Below are 18,675 nucleotides of genomic sequence, written 5' to 3'. Positions count from 1 at the left end.
CCGCTACACCGGCAGTGACCGCAGGGAGTTGAGCGTCGTCGCCAGCGCGCGGGCAGCCTCGGCTCCCTTGGTCACGAAATGCTCGGTGAAGTACGTGACGTGCTCGCTGTGCTCGTGGAAGTGGTGCGGGGTGAGCACCACCGAGAACACCGGGACATCGGTATCGAGCTGCACTCGCATCAGGCCGTCGATCACCGCGGACGCGACGAAATCGTGCCGGTAGATGCCGCCGTCCACGACCAGCGCCGCCGCGACGACCGCCGCGTACTTGCCCGAACGGGCGAGGCGCTGCGCGTGCAACGGGATCTCGAACGCGCCGGGCACGTCGAAGACCTCGACGGCGGCCGGGTCGTAGCCGAGGTCGGCGTACTCCGCGGTGAAGCCCTCGTAGGCCTTGCCGACAATGGCGCTGTGCCAGCTGGCGCGAATGAACGCGACGGATCCGGTGGTTCCCATCCCCGAATCTTACTTGCCGGTAATGTGCGTTTCCAGCCAGTCCAGCACGTCGCCGAGCACCTTGTCCTTCTCCGGTTCGTTGAAGATCTCGTGGTAGAGGCCCTCGTAGCGGATCGCGGTGAGGTCCTTCGAGCCCGCGTCCCGCTCGATGACGTCCGTGCTGGAGGGTGCGGCCAGTGCGTCGGCGGTGCCGTGCAGCACCAGCACCGGAACGGTGAGCTTGTCCAGTCGGCCCTTGACGAGAACGGTCGTGTCGAGGATCTCGGTGGCGGTGCGAGCAGGGAGCGCGCCGCGGAACACCAGTGGGTCGTTGTCGTAGGCGCGGACCACCGCGGGATCGCGGCTGATGTGGGACGAATCCAGTTTGAGCACACCGAGATTCGGGGTGAGCCTGGACAGGATCGGCGCGAGTGCGCGTTGCACGGCATTGCCCGCGGAGATATCCAGCGGCGGCGCGGAGAGCACGATGCCCGCGACATCGATCGGCGCGCGGGTGGCCAGGTGCAGTGTGATGAGGCTGCCCATCGAGTGGCCGATCAGGAAGCGGGGCACGCCGGGATGTTCGCGGGTCGCGATGTCGAGCATCGCGGCCACGTTGTCTGCGGCACCATCCATCGAGCCGATATTCGCCTTGCTGCCAGCAGATTTGCCGTGGCCGATGTGGTCGAGGGCGTAGACCGCGAATCCGGCGGCGGCGAGGCGTTGGCCGACGTAGACGTAGCGGCCGGAGTGCTCGGCTACACCGTGTACGAGGACGACTACGGCGCGCGCGGGAGAGTCGGGAAGCCATGCGCGCCAGGCGATCCCGCTGCCTGTGCCATCGAATCGGCCGGTCTTGGTGTGGATCTGCGGGGTGGCCGCATCGCCGCCGGTCGCTGATTCGACGGTGGCTGTTCGCGGCTCGGCGCTGGGTTGCGGCTGGGCGGCGGTGTTCGGTTGCGGCTCGGTGCTGTCGCCCGGCGCGGCATCGATGCTCGCTGCGACGGTCGGCTCGACCGGGGGCGCCGGCTCAGGATTTCCGGTCGGCTCGGGCTCGGCGGTCATGCATCGGCTCCTGATGTCTGCGGCGCGGTGTTCGGCGACTGCGCGAAGTGCGCGATCAGCCTGCGGTTGAACTCGATGAGTCGAGCGTAGTTGAGACGGGACAGGCGCTCGTCGGTTCCGTGGATCGAGGCCAGATCGCGTTCGCCGAGCACGATCGGGGCGAAGTTGCAGCGGGTGCCGGCGAGGTCGTGGTAGTGCCGGGAGTCGGTGGCGCCGGGGACGATGCCGGTGGTGACGATGGTGCCGGGCACCATGGCCCTGGCGATATCCGCGATCATTTCGAACGCCGGACCGGGCTGGGTGTTCACCGTCGGTTCCGAGGCCATGCCTTCGGCTTCGATGTGAACACCGTTGTCGCGCACCACCTTCCGGCAGTGTTCCAGTACCGAATGGACCGAATCGCCGGGCAGGATACGGAAATTGACGAATGCCTCGGCGTGCTGGGGGAGCACGTTCGACTTCACGCCGCCGCGGATGACGGTGGGGGCGGTGGTGGTGCGCACCATCGCCTCGGTCTCCGGCCGCATCGCCATCAGCCGGATGATCAGCGGTGCGGCGATACCGGCCACGCCGAGCAGGCGGCGGCGCGAAGAGGGCATGTACTGCCGCAACCGGGCCAGCATGTCGGCGGTCACCGGCGTCATCCGCAGTGGCATCGGATGATCCTGGATGCGGCTCACCGCGCGGGCGATCCGGCCGACCGCGGTCTGCTTGCCCGGCATGGACGAATGCCCGCCCACCTCGGTCACCGACAGTTGCACTGTCGCATAACCCTTTTCGCCGAGCATGATGTTGGCGACCGGCCGATCGAATCCGTCGGCGACGCCCTCGGTGATCATGCCGCCCTCATCGAGCAGTAGCTCGGCGTGCACGCCGAGCTCGCGCAGGCGGTCCGCCATGTGCACCGCGCCGGTGTCGCCGAACACCTCTTCGTCATGGCCGAAGGCGAGAAAGATGGTGCGCCGCGGTCGAATTCCCTCGGCGAGGGCCGATTCGACGGCCTCCAGGATCGCGAGCACCCGGCTCTTGTCGTCGATCGCACCACGGCCCCAGACGAATTCGTCGTCGACCACGCCCGCGAACGGCGGATGGGTCCACCGATGCGGGTCGTCGACCGGGACCACATCCTGATGGGCGAGCAGGATCGCGGAGACACCCGTCGGCTCGATGCCCGGCCACCGGTAGAGCCTGCTGTGGCCGAATCGCTCCAACTCGAGCTCGGCGTGCACCAGCGGGAAGGATTGCTCGAGGTGTGCGGAGAGCTGCGCGAAGGCCTGGTCATCGACCTCGCCGCGCTTGTCCGTGGACACCGTTGCGCAGCGCAATGCGACGGCGAGGCGCTCGGCGGTGCGATCGTCGACGGGGTCCGTCATCGGTTACCGGTGCGGTTCGGCAAATTCATGGACACCACTGCATTGTTCAGCATGTCCGGGCGCACCGGTATGGTCTTTTCGTTTCGCCACTTCACGATGCCCTCGGTGACTCCGCCGGGCAGGTCCGGGGTGCGCGGTGTCGTCAGCATCGGGAGCTCGAGATGGGCTTCGGTCACGGTGACCGGGGCGAAGGCGGGGGAGTGCGACCACACGTCGTCGACGACGTCGGTGATGCGTACGCCGATTCGGTGGCCCGCCGGGATCGGCCAATCCTGAGCCAGCAGGCGGACTTCGGCGGTGTCTGCGCTGACCGGGGCGATGCCGCGGGTGATGACGGTGGCCAGCTGATCGGGTCCGATGTCGTAGAGCTCCACGGCGACCGTGGCGTTGGCGGGCCCGTTCACGTGCATCGATACCGACGGTAGGCCGGACAGGTGCTGGTCCTGCGTCAAAGGTTCGGAGACGGACCAGAATTCGCGATCCTGTCCCGGCAGCAGGCCGCGATCGGTGTAACCGCCGGGGCGCAACTCGACCGGCACCCGGGCGGCATCGGCAGGCGGCCAAGCGGTTTCGGCGCGCCAGCGACCGTCGAACTGGCCCACCGTGATCCGTGCTCCCGGCACCTGGACGTCACGGCCCGCGACGTGTTTGTCGAAGAACGCGAGCAGCTCGGTATCGAAATTCGGTGTGTCGCACTTGTCGTGGCAGGTGCGGTGACCCCACTGACCGAACCACGCCTTGTGCTCGCCGGGACCGAGACCGTTCCACAGGTCGAATACCCGGTAGGGGCGGGTGTTGTAGTCGACGAAACCCTGGCCGAGGAACAGCGGAATCGTATTGCCGCGCAATCGAGGAATGAGATCGCGGTCGCGCCAGAAGGGGGAGTTGCCGTCGTGGTTGGTCATATCGGCCAGATACTGCTGATAACACTGCAGCGGCAATTGTGCTGCGTCAGCCTGATATTCGGGCGAATCGTCCGGGCGGCCCGGAGTCGACGCGATCAGCAAGTGCTCAAAGCCCGCGAAATCCGCTGGGCGAACACCATTCTCGGTAATCGGCTTCCCGGAGAACTTCCACGCCACACCCTGCATATACAGATACGAATACGGATCGACCACCGGCTCGAACGACGCGACGGCCGCCAACCCTTTCGGCTTCCCTGCCAGCCCCATCAGCCCGGTCCACGCCTCATACGAGACGCCGAACATCCCCACTTTCCCGGTCGACCACGGCTGGTTCGCCGACCACTCCACCGCTGTCGCGACGTCGGACCGCTCCCCGGGGCCACCGAAATCGGGACAACCGGACGACCCACCGAAACCCCGCAGATCGACGATGACGTAGGTGTACCCGGCCCGCAGAAGCATGTCTGCCTGCAGATTGTCGGTAGACGGCCCACCGGCCAGCCGCGGCTCACTGAGATAAGCCAGGTGCGCCCGATACGGGCTGACCGTAAGGATCACCGGCGTACGTACGTCATCGGCGACACCCTCCGGCCGCAGCACGTCCGCATGCAATCGAGTGCCATCCGGCGCATCGATGAACGCCTGCTTCCACTGAAACGGCACACCGAGTGGCTCCGCCGTCGCAGTCACCGGCGTAGCCAGCCCCACCAGAAGCAGCAACCCACACAGCGCCCGCACCAGGACGTTCCGTTCGCTCACCATAGGACTATCGAGTGTGCCCGGACCACCGTCCAGCCCCTGGAACCGGGGTGGTCCGTTCCTGACTGCACCCAGCGCTGAGCAGCGGGGGCGCTGCCTCGTGCCGGACTTCTCGCCGGACACCTCTCCCTCGGTGTGTCCTGCACCTGTCGGCGGCGCCATCGCGCACGTCGGTCGGCGGGGCTGGTCGATGGCGACCATCGGGGTTGGGGGTGCGGGGCCTGCCGAGCTGTTGCCGAGCCGCCGGGTGGATGCCATCCGGTGTTCACTGCGGCCCGCAAGCATGGGCGGTATGCCGGATGCCGCCGACCTGCTCGGTAGCGCGTCGGTGGACGCGCTCGCGGTGGGGACGATCTCCCTCGCGCTGTTCGCCGCGCTCTTGTTCGCTGTCTCGGCGGCACTGCAGCAGGGGGCGGCGCGGCTGGCTGCGACGGAAGCCACGCAAGGTCGGTTCCTGGTGATCGTGGGTATCGCGCGTCGGTTGATCACCGATCGGCGCTGGCTGGCCGGGCAGGGTGCCAATGTCGCCGGGTTCGCGGTGCACGCTGTCGCGTTGCGGCTCGGGGCGATCGCGGTGGTGCAGGCGCTGCTGGTGGTGCAGTTGCTGTTCGCGTTGCCGTTCGCGGCGGCGCGGCGCAAACGTTCGCTGCTCGGACGGGATTGGGCGGGGACGGTTTTCGTGTGCGGCGGGCTGATCCTGCTCGTCGGGCAGAGCGCGCCCGGCCACGCGGACGTGCGACCGGAGCGGCTGCCGGGCGTCGGCGCGGGCGTCTTCGTCGCGATCCTCACCCTGATCGCCCTCTCCCGGCTGACCTACTCGCCCCAACTGCGCTCGGCGCTGGTCGCGGTCGCGGCGGGCTGTTGTTTCTCGACGACGGCGGTACTGGTGGTCGTCTCGACATCGGCGCTACCCAACCTGAGCTGGGCATTGCTCGGCATCCCGGTATCGACCGTGCTCGGCGGCCTGCTCACCCAGGAGGCGTACGCCCGCGGCTCACTCCCCACCGCACTCACCGCGATGACGGTCACCGACCCGGTCCTCAGCTACACCGCCGGCCTGACCCTGTTCGCGGTAACCATCCACCCACGCCCGGTCCTGCTGGTCCTCGCGGCAGCGCTGGTGATCAGCGGAATCGCCCTGCTCGCGAACTCGCCTACCCTGCACGACGAACTGGACCAGTCCCACTCGACACCACCGAAACAACCGGTGCGCGAGAGTGTTTCGTAGACCGCGGTTCGTTGGAGGGACTCACAGAGCGTCCATACCTTTCACAGGACGTGCAGTCTTTGTGAGGCGTATGGGCGCTCTGTGGGCGGCAGCGGGCGCCGGGTAGTCGGCTGAGAACTGTGCACCTTGCGGGCGTCGAGTGCGGATCTCGCAAGAGGCGATGGCCGGCGCCGATGACCGTGGCGTGCACGATCGCTCACCACGTATCGTTGAGAATGGTGGCGGGTCACGCTGTGCGGGCGGGGGATTCGTAGTCGGCATAGAGGGCGAGCATGCCTGCGACGGTGGCCGACCAGGGGAAGCGTTCTGCTGAGGAGCGGGCGGCGTGGCGGCGCTGGGTGGCGGGGATGGTGAGGAGTGCTCGGACGCCTTCGGCCAGGCCGTGCGGGGAGCCGTCGGAGACGATGCCGGAGCCTGGTGCATCGACGAGTTCGCTTGCGGCGCCCTCGTCCGGGACGACCACGGGTGTGCCGCAGGCGAGGGCTTCCAGGACGGCGAGGCCGAAAGTCTCAGCAGGGGAGGGGAATACCGCGATGTCGGCTGCAGCGACCAGGTTGGCCATGGCGGCGCGGTCGGTGAGGTGACCGTGGAAGTTCACCGGGAGCCCGGCGGCGAGGCGCTCGAGTCGAGGGCGCAGCGGGCCGTCGCCGATGACGGACAGTTCGCAGCGTAGACCGGACGCGACCAGCACGCGCACCGCCTCGATCGCGCGTTCGGCCCGCTTCTCCTTCGACAGCCTGCTCACCAGCACCAGACGTACAGGCTCGGCTGCGGCCCAAGGTGTTTCGTCCGCCGGATCGATCGGACGGAAGGTGGTCAGGTCGACGCCGAGCGGCACCCGCCGCACGTTGGTCGCTCCGATGCGAGAGAACTCCGCCGTCGCGAAACTCGAAGTGACCACTACCTTTTCGGCCCGCACACACAGGCGCCGATTGGCCAGATCAGCAGCGGTGGTCAACGGAAAACCAGGGGGCACCCGCGTACGCAGGATGGCATCGATACGTTCGTGCGAGAAAAGCACCAGCGGCACCCCGGCCCCCCGCGCCCATGGCGCCAGCCACCGAACACTCAACTTGTCGCTGCACTCCAGCACATCGGGCCGCAGCCGATCGAGAATCGCGCGAGTCCTGCGCGCCGTCAGCACGTGATACCCACCCGCCCCGAACTTGGGGCTGTGCACCGTGATCCGCCGTCCGGACCCGGTCAACTCATCCCCGTCACCAGGCCCAGGAACCACCAGCACCCGGCTGTGCCCAGCCGCGAGGTACCCGCGCCCGATCTCGTCGAGACACGTACGCAGGCCCCCGGAAGCAGGGGTATAGAAGTTGGCAATCTGGACGATGCGCATCAGCGAACCGCCGATCTGGTCAGCCCGGCAAATCCCATTGTATGGGCGTGCATGATGTCGAGCCCAGGGATCGTGAGTGTCCAGCCGCGTCCGGTCGCAAAGTGTCCGCGCCCGATCCCGTCGAGGTAGCGGTGCGACCAACCGGATGCGGGGCCGCTGGCGATCTGCTCGATGCGCACTATCGGACTCCCTGTCCGGTCGGGTCAGGGTAAGTAGTCGTGCCGATGACTGCGTTGTGCCAGTGGATAGTTCGGGCTGCCCAGCGGTCGATCCAACTGGCTCGGGGTGCATGGGCGCCGCGGGCTGCGGTGTCGCGGTTGACAGCTGGCGCTGGTTGGCAGTCTCCGCGACTGGCTCGGGGGCATATGTGGGCGCCCGCATCGAGGGTTGCCCTGTGGCAGTTGGCTGTTCGCATCATTCGACCGCCGATCCGACGAGGTCGGCGTAGGTGGTGGCGTGTGCGCCTGCTCGGAGGGTGGCGTCGATGGCGCGCAGGGTGGCTTCGCGGAGGCCCGGGTGGTGCAGGTCATCGGGGTGCAGGGCGAGGCGGACCAGGCCGCCGCGTGCCGCGTTGTGGCGGGCCATGGTTTCCAGCATGGCGGCGCCGAAGCGTTCGGACCAGCCGCCGCCGGGGCGGTGCGAGAGTGCGAAGCCGCGATGGCGGCGGCCGGTGCGCAGATCCTTGGCGCCGAAGTGGTCGGTGGTGTGGGAGAAGCCTGCCGCACGCAGCGCCTGTTCCGCCGCGGGCGAGGCGAGCCAGCCCGGCGGGGTGAAACCTGTTGTAGACAGCCCGGATTCGACCATCACCGCCATGGCGTCCCGTAACTTCGCCGCGGCCTCGTCGATATCGAGCGCAGCGAATTCGGCAGCACCGCGCGCCACCGCCCGGCCGAGCGCCCGCCGCGGCCAGCCACCTTCCGGCCCGGCCCGATGCGACCATCCGTGCACCATGATCTCGTCCCCACCGGCACGCCGCTCCCGCAGAAAACTCGCATAATCCGGCCGTTCGGCCAACGACGAACCGCGCCACGGGCCAGGAATCACCAGCAGCGACACCGGAATCCCGAACCCATCGGCATCAGCACACCAGCGCGCCGTCTCCGCCGCACTAGCCGGCGCGACGTCATGGATGCTCACCACCAACCGCGCACACACGCACCGCAAACTAACACCGCCCGATGGCCACCAGCTGAACACCACGGTGCCGGTACCCAACGGATCAGTACCGGCCCCGCCTCCGCGCCGAACAAGACATCACGGCGCGATCACCCGCAATTCACCGCCGCCACGTCCCACTCGACGCACAGCCGCGCCTGCCCGGTGACGGACATCCGCCCACTGCCTCGGCTACTCGCCGAACGGGGCATGGTGGCGCGCCCATTCGGCGATTCGCCGCCACCATGTCCCACTCGACGCACGGCCGCGCCTGCCCCGGTGACGGACATCCGCCCGCTGCCTCGGCTACGCGTCGAACGGGGCATGGTGGCGCGCCCATTCGGCGGTTCGCCGCCACAAAGTCCCACTCGACGCACAGCCGGCGGCCCGGCCCGGTGCTGGACGGCAGAGCAGGCCGATCACATCTCGGTCCGTGAGGTGCTGCCAAGTCTGTACCAGCACCGCGCCGCGCGACGCAGTTGTTCGCCAGCGACGGTTCGGCGCGCGCAACCTGACCCGAGCGAGCCCGCTGCCTCCGCACCGGCTACCCGCCGAACGGAGCATGGTGGCGCGCCCATTCGGCGGTTCGCCGCCACCATGTCCCGCTCGCGCGCTGCCAGGGCACTTCCGTCGCGTCGTATCGCGCGGCTGCCGTCTCGTCGGTATGAGACGCCTTGCCGCGACTGCGGAGCGGTTCGGCGGCCAATAGGTTCACGCGCAGCCTGATTCGCGCAGGCAGCGCGCCTCTGCTGCCCATTTCATCCTCGTCGTCAGACCAGGGTGCGCGCCGAACGAGACATCACGGCGCGTTCACCCCGCGATGTGCCGCCGCCACGTCCGGTTCGGGGGCCGCCTGGCGCGGCTTCGGGCTTGGCCGCGCGTCGGACGGGGCATAGCCATTCGGGGCTCGCCGAGGTCGTGTCCTACGCGGCGATGGTTCGCTGGCGACCAGTTGGGCGGCTTGTGTGTGGAGGCGTTGATTGCTGACGGGCACCGGAGTCGCGGCGAGTGCCGGTCGGGTGGTGTTGGTGGGTAGTAGCTCGGTGTTGAAATTGCTCTTAGTTCCAGCGAACGGCGGGCCATTGGTGTTTGCTATGGACGTCGCGAAGTATTCGGGGCTACAACATGATTCACCTGGTGTCTCAGGCACGGCGGCGTATGATCGGGCCAGTGCGAGCGCCCGGGGGAAGAATGAACGAGCCGGTGACCGCGGACTGGGAACAGTTCGTTCAAGCACTGGCGCAATGTCTGTCTGAGCTACCTTCGCGCGCCACGTTGATCATCGCGGCGCCCGGTAATCGGTACGTGCAGTTCATGCAGTACGACATCAAATTGTCCGCCGAGCTGGCCGGTAATCATTATCTGACGCAGCCCATTCCGGACGCCGCCGCGCAAGAGTTACGCGACCTCGGCTGGAACGAGCCGATGCTGCGCCGCGAGGTGGACAACTGGACCAAGATCATGTTCTGGCCCATCTCCCCGCGCAGCCTGATCGACTTCGCCCGTTCGGTCGCCATCGGTTTCCGGGACGCGCTCGGCGTGGCCGCGCCGGTGGAATTGCGGGCGATGGGGTGGACCGAGGCGTCCGGTGATTTGGATCTCACCGTGCTCGGATCGATGGCCAGGCGCGGTTGGAATTGACGCCGCCGCGACGGTAATAAACGCCGCCGAGGTAGGCGTGGCGAAATCCGCACGACATGGGCACTATCCTGAGTGACATGGCAGCAGGTAAGCCCACCAAGGAAGCGAAGGCCGCGGCGAAAGCGGCCCGCAAGCAGCAGTCGAAAGAGCGCAGGCAGCAGCTCTGGCAGGCGTTCCAGATGCAGCGCAAGGAAGACAAGCTGCTGCTGCCGTTGATGATCGGCGCCTTGCTCGGCATCACCGCCGTCTTCCTGGTCATCGGCCTGATCTTCGGTCTGACCTGGTTCCTCGTCCCGCTCGGCGTGGTTCTCGGCGCGCTGGCCGCGTTCATCATCTTCGGTCGACGGGTGCAGAAGAGCGTCTACGGCAAGGCCGAGGGCCAAGCGGGCGCGGCGGCCTGGGTGCTGGACAACCTGCAGGGCAAGTGGCGGGTGTCCAACGGCATCGCCGCGACCACCCAGCTCGACGCGGTGCACCGGGTGATCGGCCTGCCCGGCGTGGTGCTGGTCGCCGAGGGTGCCCCGCAGCGCGTGAAATCGCTGCTCGCGCAGGAGAAGAAGCGCACCGCCCGGCTCATCGGCGACACCCCGATCTACGACGTCGTCATCGGCAACGACGAAGGCCAGGTGCCGCTGAAGGAGCTGCAGCGTTACCTGACCAAGCTGCCCCGCAACATCGACGCCAAGCGCATGGACCTCATCGAGGGCCGGCTGACCGCGCTGAGCTCGCGCACCGGCCCGGCCCTGCCGAAGGGGCCGATGCCCGCGGGCGCCAAGATGCGCGGCGTGCAGCGCACGATTCGCCGGCGCTGAGTCAGACCACCACGAAGGCCCGTGTCCCCAGGACACGGGCCTTTCGTATGTTTCGTCCGGTCACGGTCCGCACTGGCGCAGCCGAGTTGCTGATCGAGGTCGCCGGAGTTGTCGGCCCGCTTCAAGATCATGGGGAACTGGTGCTGTTCGCTACTCGGCGAATACCAGCATCAGTTCCCCATGATCTTGGTCAGGCTTTGACGAGCCAGGCGACGCGGTCGTATGCGAGAGCTTGGTAGACGACGAGCACTGCGACGGAAACCAGCGCCCACCTGGGCAAACTGGCCGCCCAGAGTGCCGCGGCGCCGCCGAAGAACACACCGAGTTCGACCGCGAGGCGCACCAACCCGGGCACCGAAACGGGTGCTTCACCATTGCGGCTCGGATCGCCAGGCACGGCCAACGTGCCCCACAGCGTCGCGACGGCCAGCGGCAAAAGGACTACGAGCAGGAACTTCCACGGTGAATCGAACGCTCGCCAACCGTAGATACCAAAGGAAGCAACAGCGACGAGCTCGAGCAGAAACCGGATCGCGAGCATCGCCGGATTGAGTGACACCGACGGAGCGTAACCGGCGCGGTCGCCCGGTGTGAGACGCCATTTCCGTGGTTCGCCCGGGGGAACAACGCCCTGCCGGAGGGCCGTGATGGTGCGGCCGGGCCGAAGCTGTGCCGCGATGTCGGGCCAGCTGCCGGGGGCGCAATGGCTGCTGTCGGACCGGGCATAGGACCAGTGCGGCGAGTTGCGAGCCTACTGCCGAAGATGCGACGGGCGCGGCCGGAATGGACCTGCCGCAGGGGCCTCGCGCGACCGGCCCCTGCCCGACGCGCAGCCGCCAGGTGTCAACGGGAATGAACGAGTGCGGTCCCGGTCGCGCGATCGTGCATCCCACGCCCATCGGCATCGGTGAACAACGCGGGCACCACGAACACCAGCAACGCCTGCCTGGCGAGCGCACGCACGAACCCCACCGTCACCGGCGCATCGATCCGCACCGTCCGCAGCCGCAGAAAGTACTGCCCGGGCGTGAACCCGAACAGCGTCACCGCGGCAACCCCGATCACGAACCAGATCAGCAACGTCAGGCTGGACGCCGACCCGCCGCGCATGATCAGCGCCGCGATGCCGAGCGCGATCAACCAGTCCACGAACAGTGCCGCGATCCGCCGAGCCATCCCGGACAACGATCCCGCACCGGACTTCGGCAGTCCCAGGTGTTCGCCGGGGAACTCGGGGGTTGCCGGATCGCCGGCGCCCTCCGCAGGGCCGGAGAGCCACGATCCCGTCATGCGTGCCATGCCTCCCACAATATGCGGGGCCGACCGGCCGCCCGGCACCGCATAAGGGGAGTTCACGTCAGCGCGCGTCGGCACGGATGGCAGGATTAGCATGCTGTTCGAGTCCGGGTGGGCCTAGTCACCCGGCCAGCCGTACGTGTAACACTGGCGAAACACAGACTTGACTGCCGGGAAACACCGCGTCCATACCGTCTGGACGCGACGAACCCATGCAATCGACACTCGCTGGGAACCGATCCGTAAGGAGAACAAGTGACGTTCAGCACGGCCGACGAGGTCATCAAATTCCTCGCTGATGAAGAGGTCGAATATGTCGACATCCGCTTCAGCGACCTTCCCGGCGTTCAGCAGCACTTCTCGATCCCGGCGAAGGCCTTCACGACCGACCTCGCAGAGGAAGGGCTAGCGTTCGACGGCTCTTCCGTCCGTGGCTTCCAGTCGATCGACGAGTCGGACATGCTCCTGCTGCCCGACTTCAGCACCGCGCGCCTGGACCCGTTCCGTGCCGCCAAGACGCTGAACCTCAACTTCTTCGTGCACGACCCGTTCACCCGCGAGGCCTACAGCCGCGACCCGCGCAACATCGCGCGTAAGGCCGAGGAGTACCTGCGCTCGACCGGCATCGCCGACACCGCGTACTTCGGCGCCGAGGCGGAGTTCTACATCTTCGACTCGATCCGTTACGACTCGAAGATGAACGGCGCCTTCTACGAGATCGATTCGGTCTCGGGTTCCTGGAACACCGGCGCGAAGACCAACCCGGACGGCACCCCGAACCTCGGCTACAAGGTTCGCAACAAGGGTGGTTACTTCCCGGTCGCCCCGTACGACCACTACGTCGACCTGCGCGACAAGATCTCGACCAACCTGCAGAACGCGGGCTTCGAGCTCGAGCGCGGCCACCACGAGGTCGGCACCGCCGGTCAGGCCGAGATCAACTACAAGTTCGGCACGCTGCTCGGTGCGGCCGACGACCTGCAGCTGTTCAAGTACATCGTGAAGAACACCGCGTGGGCCGAGGGCAAGTCCGTCACCTTCATGCCGAAGCCGCTCTTCGGCGACAACGGCTCGGGCATGCACGTGCACCAGTCGCTGTGGAAGGACGGCAAGCCGCTGTTCCACGACGAGGCCGGCTACGGCGGGCTGTCGGATCTGGCGCGGCACTACATCGGCGGCATCCTGCACCACGCGCCGTCGCTGCTCGCGTTCACCAACCCGACGGTGAACTCCTACCACCGCCTGGTTCCGGGCTACGAGGCGCCGATCAACCTGGTGTACTCGCAGCGCAACCGCTCTGCGGCCGTGCGTATCCCGGTGACCGGCAACAACCCGAAGGCCAAGCGCATCGAGTTCCGCGCGCCGGACTCCTCGGGCAACCCGTACCTGGCCTTCGCCGCCATGATGATGGCCGGCCTGGACGGCATCAAGAACAAGATCGAGCCGCTGGCCCCGGTCGACAAGGACCTCTACGAGCTCCCGCCGGAGGAGGCCAAGAACATCCCGCAGGCCCCCACCAGCCTGGCCACCGTCATCGATCGCCTCGAGCAGGATCACGACTACCTGACCGAAGGCAACGTCTTCACCGACGACCTGATCGAGACCTGGATCAGCATCAAGCGCGAGCAGGAAATCGCCCCCGTCAACCTGCGCCCGCACCCCTACGAATTCGAGCTGTACTACGACGTGTAAGCCTGACCTGCGTATTTAGGCCCGATTCGGGCGCTCGGTACGCAGTGGGTACGCAGTAGCGGGAGACGAGTCCATCCGCTCGGTGATCACGGCAGCGATCACGAGCCGGGTGGACTCGTCTGTATCCGGCCACAGATGGCCGTAGGTATCGAGCGTCGTCTTCGCTTTCGCGTGCCGCATCCGGGCTTGGACGACCTTGATGTTCGCGCCGCCCGCGATGAGTAGCGATGCAAGATAGTGGCGCAGGTCCTGAAAACTGAATTCCTCAGGCAGACCGGGAATTCCGACGCGAGCCGTCCGTAATGCGCGCTCGATCTGCCAAGGCGGGACCGGTTTGCCGAACTCGTCGCAAACCACCCGTTCTCCAGGCCACTGTTTCACCGCCGCCGACAGCATGAGCGCCAGCTCGTTCGGAACTGGAATCGGCGCCTCTGAGCCTTCCGTCTTCAACGGTTTGGCGGGCCACTGCTGATGCGGGTGAACGATGCCGCGCATGAAATCGACATCCTCGGGCCGTAGGCCCGATACCTCAGCGACGCGGAGACCCGCGAACGCGCCGAGCAAGACCGCGGATCGGATATGCGCGGGCATCGCGTCATAGATCGCCCAAATCTGGTCCGTGGTGGCGCAATAGACCTTCTGTTTGCCCGCTGGAGGAGACGTTCGGCGCGAGCACGGATTACGGACCAGGATGTTGTCGAGCACCGCGTCACCGAGAATTTGAGACAGTCGCGAATGCAGCGCGTAGACGTAGCTGGCCTCATGTCCGCGTTCCTTGAGCTTGGCAACCCATGCCTTGACCATCGACGGGCGAACCGCAGACAACTGGATGTGTCCGAATTCGGCCTTGATCTGGGCGATGTGCACTCTGGCCTGCCGAACGGTGCCGTCACGATGCACCGCATAGCCCTTGATCCATTCGTCACACCACTCGCCTACGGTGCGCTTCGTATCGCGGGGAGCTACGTGCATTCCGTGTACCAGCGCGGCCAGTTGCTTGTTCAGCCAGCCTTGCGCATCCGCCTTCCGTGTGAAACGCATGGAGTGCTCTTGGCCTGTGTCATCGACATAGCGTGCGCGCCAGCGCTTTCCTTTGCCGTGGAGTTTGGACGGAACGCGCCGAACCGTGCCGTCCTTATCGCGTTCTTCTTTGGTCCAGAGGTCTTCGACTCCGGAGCGGCGGTTCCGTCTGGCAGGCATGGTTACGCGGCTCCTCCGGTCTGGGTTTTGGCTTCCTGTTCGGTGATCCAAGCTTCGATGACGCTCAGTCGCCAGACGCGGCGGCGGCCGAGCTTGAAGCTGCGCCGACCGATGTCCGAGCCGATGTGTGCCCAGTAGCGCCAGGTGGCGGCAGGGATGCCGGTGAGTGCTTCGCAGTCGGTTGCTTGCAGGTAACGGTCAGTGCTCATGATGGGTTCCTCGGTTCTGGTCGGTGCATGCGGTGGTGCGTTGTGGGTCGGGCTGGTGCGTGCCGGTGCGTTGGGTGGTGTGTGGTGCACCGGTGGTGCATCAACTGGTGCGTCTGCTGTCTCGGGTGTCCCGCCGGTCTGTCTCGCCGGGTGGCCACGGTGCCTTTGGGGTGAGACGGGATTCATTTCGCTCACCCGGCTAACCGGAGTCGCTGACCAGCGTGGATCGTGCGTATCGCGGTTGGTCCGTCCCAGGTGAGGGCGGTGAGGGTGGCAATGGTGAGGGCGAGCGTGATGGGTAGTGGTGCGTTGTCACAGGCGGTGCGCACCGGTGGTGCATCGGCCGGTGCGTGGTGAACAAGCAGCAGTTCGGTGCACCCGTCCTCGACCGCGCGGCGGCCTGCTCGGGTGACTTGCCGGGCCAGGTCCGGGCCGCTGGTGTCTCGGTGTCCCAGCACCAGTACGGCTCGTGAGACAGCGTCGGTGCGCAGCACGCGACCGTCGTAGGGGTAGCGGCGTGGATAGTTTGCGCGGTAGCTGAGTTCGCGTTCGGATTCCCACGCGTCGAATGCGGTGGCACCCAATGCGATGCGGGTGCGGGCGATCGCTCGACCGCGGATTGACCACAACGGTGAGGGCCGCCAGTCCGGACGTGAGGCTCCGAAGAACCGGGTCACTGCGGTTCGGGTCGGCACCGCCCACTTCGGTCCGGCCGCGATACGGCGCAGCGGATGCACCAGCCCCGCTTTCTGCAGATCGCTGAGGAGTTCGTAGACGTGGTTGCGGCCGGTGCCGAGGAACTGCGAGAGCACGTCGATCTGCATGGCCCGCTGCTGCACCAGCCCGTACATGGCGCGGGCTTCGCGGTCGGTGCGGACCTCGCGCTGGCCGGTCATTTCTCCTCCTTTGGTGTGCGCTGGCGCCGGTGGTTTGGGTTGGGCTTACGAGAGGCTGCGCGCAGGGTGCGCCGGGTGGTGGTGTGTTTGAGCCATTCCTCGTCGAAGTCGCCTGAGGCGAACAGGATCACGTTGCGTAGTTCGGCCGGCAGTCGGCCGCAGGCCGCGTCGAGGGTGCGGTGGACTTCGCGGCCCCGGCACAGATAGAGCAGCCCGATCATGGGTTCGGGTTCGGCGTGCCGTGCCGCGCGGATGGCACCGGCCAGGGCGGCGTCCATGTTCTTGGAGCTCTTGGCTGACAGCTCGACCTCCAGGGCCCACCATCCGTAGGTACCGTCCACCACGCCCAGGAACCGGCCGTCGTGGATGTGGCCGATCGAACGTGATGCGCGGGAACGGGATTCGCGGGCAGTGATTTCGGCGTCGTGGCGTAGCTGCCGTTCCGAGACCCATGCGCCGGGTTCCGCGCCGACGAGCATGACTCGTGCTTGGGCCACGGCACGATAATGTTCGGCGTCCTTGGTCGGTGGCCGCCACAATGTGCGCGGCATCCATCCCAGGTAGCTGCCTGCGGTCTCGCGGGTGGGCACCAGCCACTTCTCGCCGGGTTGGACCTGGATCAGTGTCGGCAGCATCAGCCGGTCTGTCCGAAGCTGGCGCGCCAGGCTCCGTGCGTGGGTGATGTCGATGTTCAAGAACTCGGCGAGTACGTCGATTTGCAGTCCGTACATCTCGACAACCAGGGCCGTCGCGGTGTTCGCCCGCGCGTTGAATCGTGGTTCGCGGGTGCTCTTGAGGAGCCGTTGAACGGTCGTGCGTGGCAGACCGACGCGGCGGCCGACCTCACCATGGCCATGACCCTGTTCGTGGAGCGCGCAGACTTCACCGAGCACGGATTCGACTGCGCGCGCGGACAATCCGAGTGTTTCGCGGATCTGCTGATAGGTCGCGCCCTCGCGGCGCATCGCGGTGACGCGCCTGTCCAAACCTGCCGCGTCGCCCTTTTTCTTGTGGTCCTTGCGCGGACCGGCCGTAGTCGCGCTTTCTCGTGTTGTGGTCATCGGCTGCGCTCCACTCCGCCACCACGGCTGTAGGAGTTCTTGTAGTGGGTTTGGATTTCCTCGCGGGTCCGGACGTTGCGTTCGCTGTGGTTGCCCCAGAACTCCATCGATTGCTGGACCGAGGGTTTCGCGGCGCCGTCGCGGATCTCGTGTTCTTTGATCGGTGCCTCGGTGCCGACCCAGGTCATCAGCTCCCGCATCCGTGCTGCGAATGCCGCGCGGCTCTGCGGGTCCGGTGCGTCCTGGTCGTAGTCCGCCTGTTCGGTATGGGGTTGGCCGCCGCTGCCCCAGCCGGGCTGGCGTACCAGTTCGGCCGCGGAGTAGTCCGGGAACATCCGCTCCAGAACCTTGCGGTGATACGCGTGAGGAGTGCTGCCCTCGCCGGTCATCCACCGCCGAACTGTCCGGGTGGTGGGCGCCGTGCCTGCCCGGTCGCCGTGCACCTGCGCCGCAACCCGGTCGTACTCGACCACGAACTGGCTGTAGGTCCACTCGCGCTGCTTTGTCAGGGATTTCAACACCGAACCCTGCTTGTCGGCGGGGGAGCGCTTCGTCCGAGGTTCCGATTCGGATTGCGGATGCTGGCGGTCGACCGCCGCTGCCGAGTCCTGGTGCCGTGCCTCGGAGTGTTCATCGGTGTGGTCTCGCTGCGCGGGAGCACGGCCGCCGACGATACGGATCGTCGACGGGCGACTTTCCGACATGTCCTGCGGTACCGCGCGGAGATGTCGTGATTGCTCAAACGCGTTGGGCCACAACTCTTTCTCAGGGACACCGATCGCGACAGCGACGGCGAACTGATGGACCGGGTAAGGAATTCGGCCCTGGGTTATCCACCGCTGAACCGTCTTCGGATCGACCTCGATCTTGCGGGCTAGCTGCTCGGGAGTCATCCGAGCCTCGAACACCGCCCGCCGCAAACGATCGTTCGGCGAACTCTGCGGGGCGCTCATCGCGAACGCTCCACACCACGGCGGCGCGTGACCGGCAGACCTCGATCATCGATCTCGACCGCATCGCGGAATTCTCTGCACCGCCGTGCTTTTCGATCTGCATCGCTTTCCCGGACGAAGTGCTCCACCTCACTGATCGGGGCAGCCTGGTGGTCTCGCTGCGCCTTGATCCATGCCACCTCCGTTGCGGTGGCGAGCACAATATCCCGGCCGTCGGTCGCCCACCATTGCCCGTCGGTCTGGAAGTAACCTGCTCGCTCCAGATCCGATTCGTTGGTTCGGCCGACATCGTGGTTGGCGTCGTGCGGTTGACGATCTCGAACGATCTTCGCTTCTCGACCAGCGCGGTCGAGGATTTCGCCGGGATAGAGACCGACGGCATCGGTGATGTAGACATGGCGATCTAAACTGGACATGCTTTGGGACTCCGTTCCTGAAGTGCGGAAATGCTGAAGCAGCTGCGAACTGCTTTGGCGATGGCTCCCCGGCGGCTCCAACCGCTGGGGAGCTTTTGCGTCTGGCGGCTGATCGAACGTCACCAACCCGACCAACCCAACTGTATATATCCAACTGTGCATGCACAAGAGATTGGAGGAAGTTGTGCATGTACAGTTGTGCATGTCTAAAATGATTTTCAATAAGTTCGT

The 18,675-nt window shown here is 66.5% G+C and carries 19 protein-coding genes; 4 read left to right on the top strand and 15 right to left on the bottom strand.

Translation table 11 applies throughout. The features are described 5' to 3' along the window. Positions 1-3: 3 nt before the first annotated feature. Genes ABZ942_RS15025 through ABZ942_RS15010 form a run of 4 tightly spaced genes read right to left on the bottom strand, consistent with a single transcriptional unit; the run spans position 4 to position 4,540 of the window. A complete protein-coding gene (locus ABZ942_RS15025; protein ID WP_357382132.1) occupies positions 4-456 on the bottom strand; it encodes a 6,7-dimethyl-8-ribityllumazine synthase in 453 nt (150 codons plus the stop codon). Between the two features lie 9 nt (positions 457-465). Continuing rightward, on the bottom strand, positions 466-1,500 hold the full coding sequence (locus ABZ942_RS15020; protein WP_357382130.1) for an alpha/beta fold hydrolase: 1,035 nt from the start codon (positions 1,498-1,500) through the stop codon (positions 466-468). Further along, positions 1,497-2,873 carry a M20/M25/M40 family metallo-hydrolase gene (locus tag ABZ942_RS15015; RefSeq protein WP_357382128.1) on the bottom strand — a complete coding sequence of 459 codons (1,377 nt, stop codon included), beginning with the start codon at positions 2,871-2,873 and terminating at the stop codon, positions 1,497-1,499. Before ABZ942_RS15015 ends, ABZ942_RS15020 begins: the two co-directional genes overlap by 4 nt. Then, positions 2,870-4,540 (bottom strand): CocE/NonD family hydrolase, encoded by a 1,671-nt coding sequence (locus tag ABZ942_RS15010; RefSeq protein WP_357382126.1) that lies wholly within the window; start codon positions 4,538-4,540, stop codon positions 2,870-2,872. The genes ABZ942_RS15015 and ABZ942_RS15010 overlap by 4 nt, the downstream gene beginning before the upstream one ends. Before the next feature lie 289 nt (positions 4,541-4,829). On the opposite strand from ABZ942_RS15010, the gene ABZ942_RS15005 reads away from it, so the two are divergent. Further along, entirely contained in the window at positions 4,830-5,765 is a 936-nt protein-coding gene (locus ABZ942_RS15005; RefSeq protein WP_357382124.1) for a DMT family transporter, read from the top strand. A 226-nt stretch (positions 5,766-5,991) separates the two neighbouring features. On the opposite strand, the gene ABZ942_RS15000 is transcribed toward ABZ942_RS15005, so the two are convergent. From ABZ942_RS15000 to ABZ942_RS14990, 3 genes are all read right to left on the bottom strand, one after another. Continuing rightward, positions 5,992-7,113, bottom strand: a complete 1,122-nt coding sequence (locus ABZ942_RS15000) for a glycosyltransferase (protein ID WP_357382122.1) — start codon at positions 7,111-7,113, stop codon at positions 5,992-5,994. Then, positions 7,113-7,292: a hypothetical protein gene (locus ABZ942_RS14995; RefSeq protein WP_357382120.1), complete on the bottom strand. Its 180-nt coding sequence runs from the start codon at positions 7,290-7,292 to the stop codon at positions 7,113-7,115. The genes ABZ942_RS15000 and ABZ942_RS14995 overlap by 1 nt, the downstream gene beginning before the upstream one ends. 235 nt (positions 7,293-7,527) lie before the next feature. Beyond that, positions 7,528-8,268, bottom strand: coding sequence for a polysaccharide deacetylase family protein (locus tag ABZ942_RS14990; protein ID WP_357382119.1), 741 nt, complete (start codon positions 8,266-8,268; stop codon positions 7,528-7,530). 1,191 nt (positions 8,269-9,459) lie between these two features. Between ABZ942_RS14990 and ABZ942_RS14985 the strand changes: the two genes are divergently transcribed. Beyond that, positions 9,460-9,909, top strand: coding sequence for a hypothetical protein (locus ABZ942_RS14985; protein WP_357382117.1), 450 nt, complete (start codon positions 9,460-9,462; stop codon positions 9,907-9,909). Positions 9,910-9,986: 77 nt separating this feature from the next. After that, positions 9,987-10,721 carry a DUF4191 domain-containing protein gene (locus tag ABZ942_RS14980; RefSeq protein WP_357382115.1) on the top strand — a complete coding sequence of 245 codons (735 nt, stop codon included), beginning with the start codon at positions 9,987-9,989 and terminating at the stop codon, positions 10,719-10,721. 190 nt (positions 10,722-10,911) lie between these two features. Here the strand turns inward: ABZ942_RS14980 and ABZ942_RS14975 are convergent, their stop codons facing one another. Both ABZ942_RS14975 and ABZ942_RS14970 read right to left on the bottom strand, forming a co-directional pair. Then, positions 10,912-11,280 carry a YrdB family protein gene (locus ABZ942_RS14975; protein WP_357382113.1) on the bottom strand — a complete coding sequence of 123 codons (369 nt, stop codon included), beginning with the start codon at positions 11,278-11,280 and terminating at the stop codon, positions 10,912-10,914. Between the two features lie 284 nt (positions 11,281-11,564). Then, positions 11,565-12,020: an RDD family protein gene (locus tag ABZ942_RS14970; protein WP_357382111.1), complete on the bottom strand. Its 456-nt coding sequence runs from the start codon at positions 12,018-12,020 to the stop codon at positions 11,565-11,567. Positions 12,021-12,272: 252 nt separating this feature from the next. On the opposite strand from ABZ942_RS14970, the gene glnA reads away from it, so the two are divergent. Continuing rightward, entirely contained in the window at positions 12,273-13,709 is a 1,437-nt protein-coding gene (gene glnA / locus ABZ942_RS14965; RefSeq protein WP_357382109.1) for a type I glutamate--ammonia ligase, read from the top strand. 15 nt (positions 13,710-13,724) lie between these two features. Here the strand turns inward: glnA and ABZ942_RS14960 are convergent, their stop codons facing one another. From ABZ942_RS14960 to ABZ942_RS14935, 6 genes are all read right to left on the bottom strand, one after another. Continuing rightward, a complete protein-coding gene (locus ABZ942_RS14960; protein ID WP_357382107.1) occupies positions 13,725-14,960 on the bottom strand; it encodes a site-specific integrase in 1,236 nt (411 codons plus the stop codon). Continuing rightward, positions 14,912-15,118, bottom strand: a complete 207-nt coding sequence (locus ABZ942_RS14955) for a DNA-binding protein (RefSeq protein ID WP_357382106.1) — start codon at positions 15,116-15,118, stop codon at positions 14,912-14,914. The genes ABZ942_RS14960 and ABZ942_RS14955 overlap by 49 nt, the downstream gene beginning before the upstream one ends. Before the next feature lie 191 nt (positions 15,119-15,309). Continuing rightward, positions 15,310-16,014, bottom strand: a complete 705-nt coding sequence (locus ABZ942_RS14950) for a hypothetical protein (RefSeq protein WP_357382104.1) — start codon at positions 16,012-16,014, stop codon at positions 15,310-15,312. Continuing rightward, entirely contained in the window at positions 16,011-17,075 is a 1,065-nt protein-coding gene (locus tag ABZ942_RS14945) for a hypothetical protein (protein WP_357382102.1), read from the bottom strand. The genes ABZ942_RS14950 and ABZ942_RS14945 overlap by 4 nt, the downstream gene beginning before the upstream one ends. Then, complete coding sequence (locus ABZ942_RS14940; protein ID WP_357382100.1) at positions 17,072-18,028, bottom strand: hypothetical protein; 957 nt, start codon at positions 18,026-18,028, stop codon at positions 17,072-17,074. Before ABZ942_RS14940 ends, ABZ942_RS14945 begins: the two co-directional genes overlap by 4 nt. After that, positions 18,025-18,567: a hypothetical protein gene (locus ABZ942_RS14935; protein ID WP_357382098.1), complete on the bottom strand. Its 543-nt coding sequence runs from the start codon at positions 18,565-18,567 to the stop codon at positions 18,025-18,027. The genes ABZ942_RS14940 and ABZ942_RS14935 overlap by 4 nt, the downstream gene beginning before the upstream one ends. Positions 18,568-18,675 lie beyond the last annotated feature (108 nt).

It is taken from the genome of Nocardia sp. NPDC046473, assembly GCF_040645995.1.
Taxonomy (GTDB): Bacteria; Actinomycetota; Actinomycetes; order Mycobacteriales; family Mycobacteriaceae; genus Nocardia.
This window is presented reverse-complemented; position numbering and strand designations above follow the sequence as displayed.